Below are 11,462 nucleotides of genomic sequence, written 5' to 3' on the forward strand. Positions count from 1 at the left end.
GATGCCGGCTTCGCCGGTGAGCAGCCGCACCGGCGGCCCGGCCGGGTCGAGCAGCCGTCCCAGCTCCGCCTCCCGGCCGTACAGCCGGGCGGGCGCGGCACTGCGCAGCCGGGCCGGGAGGGCGGCGGTGGCGGGTGCGGGGGCGGGGGCGGCGGCGAGGGCGGCGCGGTGCAGGCGTTCGGTCTCGGGGCCGGGGCGGATGCCGAGTTCGGTGTCGAGGGCTTCGCGGCACTGGTGGTACTGGCGCAGGGCGCGGCGGCGCTGTCCCTGGCGCAGGCAGGCGTCGATGAGCAGGCGGTGGGCGAGTTCCTCGGCGGGGCTGGTGGCGAGGACCTGTTCGGCGCAGGCTGCGGCGTCCTCGGGGCGGCCCCGGTCGAGGTGGGCGGCGGCCAGCCGGAGCAGGAGTTGTTCGCGCAGCCGGTCGAGCCGGGTGCGGCGGGGTTCGGCCCAGTGCGCGTAGCGGTCCTCGGGGAGCAGTTCGCCGGTGAACTGGGCCAGCGCGTCCGCGAGTTGCCCGACCCGGCCGTCCGCGAGGGCGTCCTCGGCGGCCTGTTCGGCGTGGTCGGCGTCGATCCAGACGGCGGCGGGGTCGAGCAGCAGCAGCCCGCCGTCGGCCTTGAGGTAGGAGGAGGCGGCGCGGGGGGCGAGTTCGGGCTCGAGGGCGTGCCGGGCGGCGTGCAGGGCGACCCGGAGGCTGCCGGCCGCGGCGGACGGGTCGGCGTCGGGCCAGCAGGTCTCCATGGCCTGTTCGCGGTGCAGCCGGTGGCCGGGGGTGACGGCGAGGACCTTGACCAGGGCGCGGGCGCCGGGCCGGGGCCAGCGTTCGGAAAGTGGCGGACCGGAGTCGCGTTCGGCCCGGAATCCCTCGAAGAGGTAAAGGCGCAGCATGGGTGGTGCGGTGTCCGTCCGGTCTGTCTCTCGTGCGCCCATAAGGCCGGTAACAGTACACGAACAAGCCGGTTGCCCCGCAGGCGGGAGCCTGCGGGGTACCGGTCCTTTACTCGTCCGGACGGTTCTGCGGAGGTCCGGTGAAGGTGATCAGGAGAGCTTGTACGTCGTCATCTGGTGAATGCCGTTGTCGAGGGAGAGCACCCCGCCGCCGAGCAGTTCGGCCGCCCGGTTGACGCCGAGGGCGTCGAAGTTGAGCGAGATCATCTCCTCCTTGCCGTCACCGTCCAGGTCGACGGCCAGGTAGCTGCGGCCGCCGCGCGCGGTGACGCCGCCGATCGAGGAGTGGAAGGGCACCGTGTCGCCGACGATCGCCGGGTCGTAGGCGGCCAGGCCGCCCTCGACGCCGCCGACCAGCAGCTTCTTCCCGTCGGGGCCGGTGATGAACTGGGCGGTGCGCAGCGGCGCGGTGGTGGAGGTCCACGGGTCGTCGCCGGCTGCCAGGTACTGGCGCAGCACGCCGAAGCCCATCTCCAGCAGGCCGTCGCCGTCCTCGCCGGTGAAGAAGTCGCCGTGCGACCAGGGACCGCCGACGACCTTCTGGTGCAGCACCTCGCCGGTGCGGCCGTCGCGGATCTCGGTGACCGACATCGGGCTGACCAGGTCGGTGCTGCCGTTGATGACGCCGGGCACCGCCGAGATGAGCCAGGTGTAGACCACGGCGTGGCCGTCGGCGTACGGGATCTTCGGCGAGGCGTAGACGGCGTGGTCGAGCAGCGCGCCGTGCACCTTGCCGTCGACGGCCTCGGCGGGCGCCTTCGGGTCGGCCTGCCAGAGCAGGGTGCCCTTGGCGGCGTCCAGGGCGACGCCGTTCTGCACGGAGTCGCTCTTGCGCATGGCGCCGATGCCCGAGTACTGGGCGAACACCTTGCCCTCGGAAACCACGGTGTCGGAGAAGACCACCTCGCCGGAGCCGGCCGGGGCGCCGTACGTCCACAGCGCCGTGCCGTCGCCCCGGTAGGCGCGCAGGGCGTCGGTCGGGACGAGGATCTCCTGCTTGCCGTCGCCGTCCAGGTCGGCCAGCGTCACCGAGCGGACGAACTTCCCGCCGCCGTCGATGGTGGTCAGCACCTGGCCGGTGCGGCCGTCGAGGACGACGGTGGCGGTGTCGGCGGCCACCACGACCTCGGGCTTGCCGTCGCCGTTGACGTCGCCGGTGGTGACGGCGTGCACCTCACCGGGGACGGTGGCCCGCCACAGCTGCTTGGGCGCGCCGGTGAGCAGCGAGGGGCCGGAGTAGGCCCAGACGCCGTCGGAGCTGCCGCCCGCGACGACGTCCGGCCGGCCGTCGCCGTCCAGGTCGGCGGCGGCGGCGTAGTTGAGGTCGCCCTGGAGCGGGGTGAGGCTCTTCTGCTTGCCGTTGCCGAGGTTGTAGGTGTGGATGTTCTGCTGCTGGTCGACGGTGCGCACCGTGGCGCCGTCGATCTGCTGCAGGCGCGGGGAGGCCGCGGTGCCGTTGAGCTGCCAGCGGACCTTGCCGTTGCCGCCGTTGTACGCGGTGAGCATGCCGTAGCGCAGGCCGGAGACGTTGGCGGCGGTCTCGGTGTCGCGGCCGTCCTGGGAGGTGGCGACCAGCGAGCCGTCGACCGCGTCGAGCTGCCAGGTGCTGGGGCCGTCGCCGCCGCCGGTGCGCTTGGTGGTGCTGGTCCAGCGGACGGTGGAGCCGTCGCCCTCCAGTACCCGCAGGGTGCTGGCGTTGACGTAGAGGCTGGCGTCGAAGGTGTCCTCGGCGACGGCGTACTCGGCGCCGGTGTTGCCGCCGAGGTCGCCCACGGTGAGGGCGGTGGGGCTGGCGTTGACCCGGGTGTCGAGCACGGTGCGGGTGCCGTCGGCCAGGTCGTAGGCGACCACCGAGTAGGCCACCTGCTTGGTGTGGTCCGGCTGTTCGACGGCCACCAGGCGCCCCCGACCCGCGTCCAGGCGCAGTTGGCGGCCGTACTGGTCGCTGTCGCTCTGCCAGCCGAGCGTGCCGTCGGCGGTGTCCAGCACGAAGGTGGTGCCGCGCCCGGGGGCGGTGGCGGTGCCGCGCCGGTCGAAGGAGACCGCGACCTTGCCGCCGCCGAGGTCGACCAGGTCGCCCCAGGAGGCCGTGCCCGCCTCGCCGGTGTCGTACGTCCAGGTCTTGGCCGGGGTGAGCCTGCCGTCCGCGTGGTCGAACCGGATGCCGGTCAGGGTGGCGGTGGCGGCGCGCGGGGCGCTGTTGTTGTCGCGCGGCGCGTCGGAGACCAGCAGGGTGCCGTCGACGACCCGGACGAGGGTGCTGGAGGCGTACAGCTTCGACCAGAGGGTCTTGCCGGTGGAGCCGTCCAGCACGGTCACGAAGGAGCCGTAGGTGAGGTCCGAGCCGGGCGAGGTGAACGGCCGGTACGGGTTGTTGCCGACGGAGGCGGAGACCACCAGGTCGGGGACGCCGTCGCCGGTCAGGTCCGCGGTGTCGTAGCCCTTGACGGCGTCGCCGCCGAACGGGGTGAAGGGGTTGTAGGCGACCGGGATGTGCGCCGGGTAGGGCTCGGTGTCCCACGGGCGCAGCGGCTTGACCTGCCAGTCGGCGTACAGCGAGGCGTTGGTGCGGGCCCAGGCGGTGGAGCCGTCGGCCTTGTGCAGCTGGACGTTGCCGAGGCTGTGCACGGTGAAGTAGCTGCCGTCGGAGCCGGCCGGGACGGTGGCGGCGATGCCGCGCACGCCCTCCATGGTGGAGGTGCCGGTGAACGTCACCGGCGCGTGGGCGTCCAGGTGGCTGCCGCTGCCGGTGCTGCCGGTGTCGCCCGCGGGGGCGGGGTCGGCGCTGTCGGTGGTGGTGGTCTGCGGGTAGGCGTCGGCGCTCAGCCGAGTGCCGAGGGTCTGGGCCTGGGCGTCGGTGAGTTTGACGACGCCGTCGGTGCCGGCGGTGGTGTCGGCGGCCAGCGCGTACGGGGCGGCGGTGAGGGCCAGGCCCGCGGCGACCAGGCCGGAGGCGAGCCGGAGGGCTCTGCGGTGGGTGGTCATCACTTGGCTCCCTGGGTGAAGCGGATCGCCGAGCCGTTGGTCAGGACGGCCTGGTCGAAGGAGTACTGGAGGGCGTCGGTGCCGGCCTGGTTCTCGAGGCCGACGGTGGCGCCGGAGCCCGCGCCGGGCACGTTCTGGTATTGGAAGGTGATCGCGCCGCTCGCCTCGTCGAACAGCACCTCGAAGCTGACCCGCTTCGTGCTGTCGTTGGCCAGCGGAACGTTGTCCCACACCACGGCGAAGGTGCGGTGGCCGGCGGTGCCGGTGGTGGCGGTGGTGACGGTGGCTTTCTTGTCGAGCGTCAGGTCGTCCCAGAACGGGGCGACGACGCCGTTGGGCTGGTACGGGGTGGGCAGCGCGGTGTTGGCGTAGTCGCCGATCCGCGGTGCCAGGAAGTTCACCAGGCCGTTGGTGGTGACCGAGGCGCTGGTGTACTTCACGCCGTAGTAGGTGACCGGGAACGGCAGGGTGACGGTCTTGGCGTCCTCGTCGCCGCTGAGCGCGACCTTGCTGCTGCCCTTGACCCAGGAGTAGGCGGCCGGGGTGCAGCTGGTGCCGGAGTTGTCGGTGCGGGCCGGGGTCCGCACGGTCTTCGCGACGTCGGCGGCGACGGCCAGCGGGCCGGTGAACACGCCGTTGCACAGCACGGGCTGGGCGGGCTTGACGGTCAGCGTGTAGTCGCCCTCGGCGACCTGGCCCAGGGTGTAGGTGCCGTCGGCACCGGAGAGCACCGGCTTGACGGGGGTGCCGGTGAGCTCGACGGTCGCGCCCGCGAGCGGCTTGCCGGTGACGTCCAGCACGGTGCCGGTGACGGCGTGGGTGGGCACGGCGGTCATCGCCAGCGGCACGGTCTGCGGCTGCCCGGCGGCCACCGTCAGGCCCGTGAGTTCGAGGTTCGCGTAGCCGTAGCCGGAGGCGGCGACGCGGTAGCTGCCGGGGGCCAGTGCGAGGCGGTAGGAGCCGTCGGGGGCAGTGGTGACGGTGCGGGTGTCGCCGCCGTCCGCGGTGATCCGCACCACGATGCCGGGCAGCGCGGCGCCGGTCGTCTTGTCGGTGGCCCTGCCGGTGATGCTGACGGCGGTGTGCGGGGCCAGGTCGACGGTCTTGAGGATGTCGAGCCTGCCCTCGCCCCAGACGTTGTTCATGCCCGCGGTGCCGCCGCAGTGGGTGTCGTCGACGTCCCGGGCGCCCTGGTTCAGCAGCGCGCGGGTGGCGTCGATGTCGCCGATCAGGCTGGGCGCGGCCGACCACAGCAGCGCGGCCGCACCGGCCACGTGCGGGGTGGCCATCGAGGTGCCGGACTCTGCCATGTACTGCGAACCCGGCCAGGTGGAGCGGACGTTGACGCCGGGGGCGGAGATGTTCGGCTTGGCCGAGCCATCCACCAGGGAGGGGCCGAAGCCGGAGAAGGAGGCGATCTTGCCGTTCGCGTCGTAGGCGCCCACCCCGTAGGAGGGGGCCTGCGAGCCGGGGGCGTGCGCGGTGGAGCAGGTGGTGCCGTCGCCGTCGTTGCCGGCCGCGAACGCCTCGAAGATGCCCGCGGAGTTCCACGCCTCGACGATGTCCTGGTAGAAGGTGGTGTCGCCGCCGCCCCAGGAGTTGTTGACGATGTTCGGCGCCATCTCCGGGCGCGGGTTGTTGCCGTTGTGGTCGGTCGGCGCCAGGATCCACTGCCCGGCCTTGAGCAGGTACTCGTCCGAGCACTGCGAGGACTCGCAGCCCTTGGCAGCTATCCACTTCGCGTTCGGGGCGACGCCGATGCCGTTCTTGGCGACCATGGTGCCCATCGTGTGGGTGCCGTGGCCGTTGTTGTCGCACGGCGTGCTCGGGGTGGCGCAGTTCCCGGTCGGGTCGTAGAAGTTGTAGTCGTTGGTGAAGGTGCCGTCGCCGTTGTTGCCGCGGTAGTTGGCCACCAGGTCCGGGTGGTCGTACTGCACACCGGAGTCGACGTTGGCGATCACGATGCCCTCGCCGCGCGCGTCGTACTGCGACCACACCTGGTCGGCCTCGATGTCCTTCACACCCCACTCGGGAGTACCGTCACTGCCCGTCCCGGCGGTGGTCGCGGCGGAGACCTGCGTGTCGTCCAGGTGGTAGGACCGCGCCTTGACGAGCTTCTGCACGTCGTCGCGCTTCGCCAGCTTCGCGACCAGCTTCGCGTCACCGGTGACCTGGACGGCGTTGGCGATCCAGTAGTCCTGGTGGCCGACCTTCTGCTCGTCCAGGAACTTCTTCAGCGCGCCCTGGCTGCGCTGCGCGGTGTCCTGCAGCTCCTGGTAGGCGGCCTTCGCCTGCTGGGCGTGCGAGCCCCTGCCCTTGGACCTGCCCAGGTCGGCGCGGTCCTTCAACACCACGAAGAAGGTGGCGTCCTGGCCCTGCGCCACCGCGCCGGCCAGGTCCGGGTCCACCTGGACGGCGGCGGAGCCGGACGGGGCGGGGGCGGCGGCCACCGCGGCGGGCAGCGGCGAAGCGGTCAGACCGGCCGTCACGGTCAGTGCGGCAGTGGCCCAGAGAGCCGTTCTGCGCCGGTTCTGTCGGGGCAGGTGCATGAGGGGAGTCCTCCAGGGAGGGAGCAGGATTCCCCGAAGGTAGGGAGGGGCTGTTACTGCGGAATTACAGGCTCCGCGACCGCCGTCCACCGGCGTTGATCCGATGTTGATCGGGCTGCGCCAGCATGGCCGCACGCCGGGCCGGGAACGCCTCCCGGCCCGCTCCCACCGGCCCCGCCGCGCGGGCCGCCGAACCACGAGTGGAACCACGGCCGCCATGCACCCGATCCGCCTGCCCGCCGCCGCCTGCCTGGCCGCCGCCCTGGGCCTCGCCCTCACCGCCTGCGCCGGCGCTCCCCGCCCGACCGTCGCACCGGCCGCACCGACCGCACCGAGCCGGCCGCCGCAGCCGGCCGCCGGGCAGGCCGCCTCGGTGATCCCGGTGGAGGCGGTGCGCGACGGCAGCGGCCGCTGCACCGCCGACGACCTGCGGGCCACCGTCAGCGCCCCGCCCGGCGAACGGGCCACCGAGCGGATCGAACTGACCAACCTCGGTCCGGTGCCCTGCACCATGACCGGCTACCCGCGGGTCGACCTGCTCGGCGACGCCGGCACCTGGACCCTGCCCCGCAGCCCGGCCGCCCCCGTCCGCACCGTCACCCTGCCGCCCGGCGGAACCGCCCTGGTGGTCGTCGACTACCTCCGCCACGAGGACCCCGACCGGCCCGGGTTCGAGGTCACCGGCATCGCCCTGACCCCGCCCGGCGGCACCGCCCGCCTCACCTTCCACTGGGTGGGCGCCGACCCCCGCACCGACGGCGGCACTTACGTCCACCCGGTGACGCCCTGAGCCCGCAGCCCGCAGCGCCTTCCCGTCCTCGGCCCCAGCCCCCGGCCCCGGTCCTCAGCCCCAGTCCTCAGCCCCGCGCCGCGCGGCGGACGGCCAGGGCCGGGGCGGCCGCGACGGCCTCCGCGGCCCGGCCCTGCCGGAGCAGCAGCCCGGCCAGCGCCTCCATGGCGTCGACGGTGCCGGTGGAGCGGAGCAGCTCCGCCGCCTCGTCCGCCCGGCCGTCGTCCTCCAGCAGCCTGCCGAGCAGGTCCAGGTGCCGGTTCCGCTCCTCCGCCGGCTGCGCCCCGATCTCGTCGATCGCCTCCCGGTGGCGGCCCGCCTCCCCGAGCAGCCTCCAGCGCAGCGGCCGGATCCACCAGAGCTGCTCCGCGACGTAGTCGGCGTAGTCCTCCTCGGCGTCCTCGCTGCGGTCCCCCTCGATGTACTCGGCCCGGTACTGCTCCACCAGTTCGACCGCCCGACCGGCCCGGCCCGCCTCCACCAGCATGTCCGTCAGCACGGGGAGCAGGTCGTTCCCGTCGAAGTAGCCGAAGGTCGGCCGCCCCGCCTCGACGGCCTCCTCGTACCGGCCCTGGCGCCCCAGCAGGCCCACCAGGGCCGCGTGGTACTGGGGGCGGTCCTGGCCGGCAGCGAACTCGCGCAGCAGGGCTTCGGCCTCCGCCACGCACCCCAGCCCCTCCAGCAACCAGGCGTAGCGCGGCAGGAGTTGCGGGGCCCGGGCGCCCGTGGCCGACGCCCGGAGCGCATCGACCCGGCGGTGGCGCACGAGCAGGTCCTCCAGCGCGGACACCGGATCCGAGCAGGCGTGTGCCGCCGCCACGTCCGCGGCCAGCAGCCGGACCGCCTCCTCCACCCGGCCGCTCCGATCGAGCACGGCGGCCTGCAACTCGCGCACCCCGTCGAGCCGGTGGTCATGGTGGCGGTTCTCGGCGAGGGCCGCCCGGACGCCGTCCGCGATCGGGGCGAGCAGGGCCAGCACCCGTTCGTCCCGCCCCTGCCCGTCGGTCATCTCCACCAGGGAACGCAGCAGCCACTCCTCGCCGAGGTGCGGCTCCATCACGGTGAGCGCCTCGTCCACCCGCCCGGCCGCCACCAGCAGCTCGGCGTAGTCCTGGCTGGTGCGGCCGTCCGACCGCCCCTGCTCGTCCGGGCGGGCCAGCGCCAGGCCCGCCGCGGGCCGGCCCGCGGCGATCAGGATCCGGGCCGCCTCCCACCGGGCGGGGCCCCAACCCGCGTCCGCGAACGGCCGCACCAGCGCCAGGGCGCGATCGAACTCGGCTGCCGCGCAGAGCTGTCCGGCCGCGGCGCGCGCCCAGTACCAGTCACCGCGTTCGAGCGCCGCCCGCGCCACCAGGTCCACGTGGCCGCGCGCGAGCAACTCCCGCACCAGCGGCCCAGGGCCGCCATGGTACTTCGCCTGCCATTCGAGATCGCCCAGGTCCATCCGGGCAGGGTACGGACACCCACGGACACCCGGACACCCGGACATCAGGACGTCAGAACGCCGGGACGCCGGAACGTCAGGACGTCAGAGCCTCAGGACGGCGGGGCCGCGAACGGGGACGGGGCCTGGGCGAACGGGGACGGGGCCGCGGCGGGCGGGGCGGACGGGGCCGGTTCGGGCCCGGCGTCCGGGTCGGGGCGGACGGCGCCCAGGATCGGGAGCATCGCGACGGGGGCGAGCTTGACCACGGTGCCGGTGTGCGGGGCGTGCACGACGGTGCCGCCGCCCAGGTAGAGGGCGACGTGGCTGGCGTCACCGTGGTAGACGACCAGGTCGCCGGGGCGCAGGTCGCGCAGGGCGACGTGGCGCAGGCCCGCCCACTGCTGCTGGCTGGTGCGCGGGATCGGGACCCCGGCGGCTTGCCACGCCTGCGAGGTGAGGCCGGAGCAGTCGTAGGCGTCCGGGCCGGTGCCGCCCCACAGGTAGGGCTTGCCGCGCTGGGCGAGGGCGAAGTCGATGGCCCGGCGGCCGGCCGCGGAGGCCCCGCCGCCGGGGCCGAGGGCGCCCCCGGCGAGCAGTTGCCGGGCCGCGCCGTCGGCGAGGGCGGCCTCCCGCTGCTCCAGCAGGCCGATCTGCTCGGCGGTGGCACCGGAGAGCAACTGCTCGGTGCGGGCCGCGTTCTCCTTGGCCCGGTCCAGGGCCTGCTGGGCCGCGGTGGCGGCGTCGGACGCGGACTTCTCGGCCTGCGCGGCCTGTTCGGCGAGCAGCGCCATCCGGCCGCGGGCCTCGCGCAGGTCGTGCAGTACGGCGGCGGCGCCGCGCGAGTCGGAGGCGGCGCGCTGCTGCCGGTCGAGGAACTCCTCGGGCCCGTCGGAGAGGAACAGCCGGGCCAGAGTGCCGAGTCCGCCGCTGCGGTACTGGTCGGCGACCAGCCGGGCGGCCTCCGCCTCGGCGTCCGCGAGGCGTCCGCGCTGCTCGTCGGCCTGCCGGGCGGCCTCCGCGGACAGTTCCCGGCGTCGCGTCAACTCCCCCGTCGCGGCCGTGTAGCGCTGCTCGGCGGCCTCGGTGGCGTGCCGGGCCTCGTCGACGTCCTCGGCCAGCCGGTCCAGCGCGGAGTCCGCCCCGGCGGGCGGTGCCGGGGCCGGGGCCGCGGCGGCCGGGCCCACCGGCACCAGCAGGATCGTCGCCACCAGCAGGGCCGCGGCCCGCCAGGATCGGGGTGTGCCACGGGACACCGCTGTCCACCGCCCTCGGTCTGATGATCGTAAGCCACCGACACTCTGGCACCCGTCCCGTGCCGCTCCGGGCATCCGACCCACCCCGCCCCCGACACTCACCCGCCCGGCCCAGCCCGCTGTCCGCCCGCCCCGCCCCGGCGGCCGGTGCCCCGGACGGGGCGGCGCCGCCCCTGAACAGCGGTACGGCGCCGGGCGGTTCCGTCCGCAGCGCCGACGAGGACGCGCCGCCTGCGGCCGGACCGGCGAGCAGTGCGCTCGTACCCGCACCCGCCCCCCACCCGCACCCGCCGAGGGCGACGGCGCGGGGGCCGGCGCCGACCGCTTCACCGCCCGAACCCCTCCCCGCCCTCGAGGAGTTGGCGGCCCGGAACGTCCCCGGCCCGCCCTCCGCCCGCCTCCGCCAGCCCACCTCCACCCTCCTCCGCCGCCGCAACGCCGCCGCAACGCCGCCGCAACGCCGTCGCGCTCCCCCGGCCGGTCGTCCCCGTGTCGGCGGCCGGATGCGGCAGGGTGGGAGCATGGGTGATCCGGGAGGGACCGACTACGCGGTCAGCGCCGAGTTCTACGACCTGTTGCAGGCGGAGCCGGACCGGCGGCGGGCGGAGCGCTGGTTCGCCGGGGCGGCGGGCCGGGCCAGGCACGGGATCGTGGACTTCGGCGCGGGCACCGGGATCGTCACCCGGGTGCTGCTGGAGTCCTCGGGCGTGCCGGTGCACGCCGTGGAGCCCGCCCCGGCGATGCGGACGGTGCTGATGTCCCGGGCGGCGGCGTTCGGCGCGGACCGGCGGGCCCGGCTGACGGTCCACCCGGGCCGGGCCGAGGACGCCGGGTTGGAGGCGGTCGCCGACCTGGCGGTGGCCGCCAACGTGGTCGGCTGTGTGGAACCGGCCGCGCGGCGCGCCCTGTGGCGGGCGGCGGCCCGGGCCCTGGTGCCCGGCGGGGTGCTGCTGTTCGACCCGCCGCCGGTCGGACTCCCGGACGGGATCGAGGCGTTGGAGGGGCTCGGTCCGGTCCGGATGGGCGCGGACAGCTACCTGGCGGACGTCACCCGGGTCCCCGACCGCGGGGTGCTGCGGATGGTCTTCGACTACCGGGTGGAGCGCGCGGGCCTGGCGGTGCGCGGTGCCCGGGAGGAGTTCCCGGTCTGGCCGGCCGAGCCCGCGGTGCTGGTGGCGGAGGCCGCGCAGGCGGGCCTCGAGCTCGTCGCGGCCCCGCACCCGGACCTGCTGGCGGCCCGCCGTCCGCACGGTTGAGCCGGGGTCGGGCAGGATGGCGGCATGCTGACGATGGGTTCGGTGGTGCTGGGGGTGGCGGACGTGCCGCGGGCGGTGGCGTTCTGGACGGCCGCCCTGGGGTACGTCCCGCGCGGGGACGGCGACGAGCGGTGGGCGGTGCTGCTGCCGCCGGAGCCCGGCGGGGTGCAGCTGGCGCTGGGTCTCAGCGCGAGCCCGGTCCAGGCGCACCCCCGGGTGCACCTGGACCTCTACGCGCGGGACGCGGCCGATCAG

The 11,462-nt window shown here is 75.0% G+C and carries 8 protein-coding genes; 3 read left to right on the forward strand and 5 right to left on the reverse strand.

Features of this window, described 5'->3' with window-relative positions:
- The 3 genes from ACFUEL_RS24665 to ACFUEL_RS24675 form a co-directional block, all read right to left on the reverse strand.
- On the reverse strand, positions 1 to 888 hold an 888-nt coding region (locus ACFUEL_RS24665), incomplete at its 3' end, for a BTAD domain-containing putative transcriptional regulator (protein WP_380238930.1).
- A gap of 150 nt (positions 889 to 1,038) precedes the next feature.
- Positions 1,039 to 3,933, reverse strand: a complete 2,895-nt coding sequence (locus tag ACFUEL_RS24670) for an FG-GAP-like repeat-containing protein (RefSeq protein ID WP_380238931.1) — start codon at positions 3,931 to 3,933, stop codon at positions 1,039 to 1,041.
- A complete protein-coding gene (locus tag ACFUEL_RS24675; RefSeq protein ID WP_380238932.1) occupies positions 3,933 to 6,482 on the reverse strand; it encodes a S8 family serine peptidase in 2,550 nt (849 codons plus the stop codon). Before ACFUEL_RS24675 ends, ACFUEL_RS24670 begins: the two co-directional genes overlap by 1 nt.
- A 217-nt stretch (positions 6,483 to 6,699) precedes the next feature.
- Between ACFUEL_RS24675 and ACFUEL_RS24680 the strand changes: the two genes are divergently transcribed.
- A complete protein-coding gene (locus ACFUEL_RS24680) occupies positions 6,700 to 7,272 on the forward strand; it encodes a DUF4232 domain-containing protein (RefSeq protein ID WP_380238933.1) in 573 nt (190 codons plus the stop codon).
- A 67-nt stretch (positions 7,273 to 7,339) separates the two neighbouring features.
- Here the strand turns inward: ACFUEL_RS24680 and ACFUEL_RS24685 are convergent, their stop codons facing one another.
- Together ACFUEL_RS24685 and ACFUEL_RS24690 are read right to left on the reverse strand one after the other, a co-directional pair.
- Positions 7,340 to 8,716, reverse strand: coding sequence for a hypothetical protein (locus ACFUEL_RS24685; protein ID WP_380238934.1), 1,377 nt, complete (start codon positions 8,714 to 8,716; stop codon positions 7,340 to 7,342).
- Between the two features lie 92 nt (positions 8,717 to 8,808).
- Positions 8,809 to 9,951 carry an NlpC/P60 family protein gene (locus tag ACFUEL_RS24690; RefSeq protein WP_380238935.1) on the reverse strand — a complete coding sequence of 381 codons (1,143 nt, stop codon included), beginning with the start codon at positions 9,949 to 9,951 and terminating at the stop codon, positions 8,809 to 8,811.
- A 521-nt stretch (positions 9,952 to 10,472) separates the two neighbouring features.
- Between ACFUEL_RS24690 and ACFUEL_RS24695 the strand changes: the two genes are divergently transcribed.
- Both ACFUEL_RS24695 and ACFUEL_RS24700 read left to right on the forward strand, forming a co-directional pair.
- Positions 10,473 to 11,207 (forward strand): class I SAM-dependent methyltransferase, encoded by a 735-nt coding sequence (locus ACFUEL_RS24695; protein WP_380238936.1) that lies wholly within the window; start codon positions 10,473 to 10,475, stop codon positions 11,205 to 11,207.
- Between the two features lie 24 nt (positions 11,208 to 11,231).
- Positions 11,232 to 11,462: VOC family protein (locus tag ACFUEL_RS24700; protein ID WP_380238937.1), on the forward strand; the 231-nt coding region annotated here is incomplete at its 3' end.

Source organism: Kitasatospora sp. NPDC057198, assembly GCF_042670125.1.
Lineage (GTDB): Bacteria > Actinomycetota > Actinomycetes > Streptomycetales > Streptomycetaceae > Kitasatospora.

Coding starts and splice junctions, on each gene's coding strand:
- ACFUEL_RS24670 (WP_380238931.1), bottom strand. CDS start 3,933: ATGACCACCCACCGCAGAGCCCTCCGGCTCGCCTCCGGCCTGGTCGCC.
- ACFUEL_RS24675 (WP_380238932.1), bottom strand. CDS start 6,482: ATGCACCTGCCCCGACAGAACCGGCGCAGAACGGCTCTCTGGGCCACT.
- ACFUEL_RS24680 (WP_380238933.1), top strand. CDS start 6,700: ATGCACCCGATCCGCCTGCCCGCCGCCGCCTGCCTGGCCGCCGCCCTG.
- ACFUEL_RS24685 (WP_380238934.1), bottom strand. CDS start 8,716: ATGGACCTGGGCGATCTCGAATGGCAGGCGAAGTACCATGGCGGCCCT.
- ACFUEL_RS24695 (WP_380238936.1), top strand. CDS start 10,473: ATGGGTGATCCGGGAGGGACCGACTACGCGGTCAGCGCCGAGTTCTAC.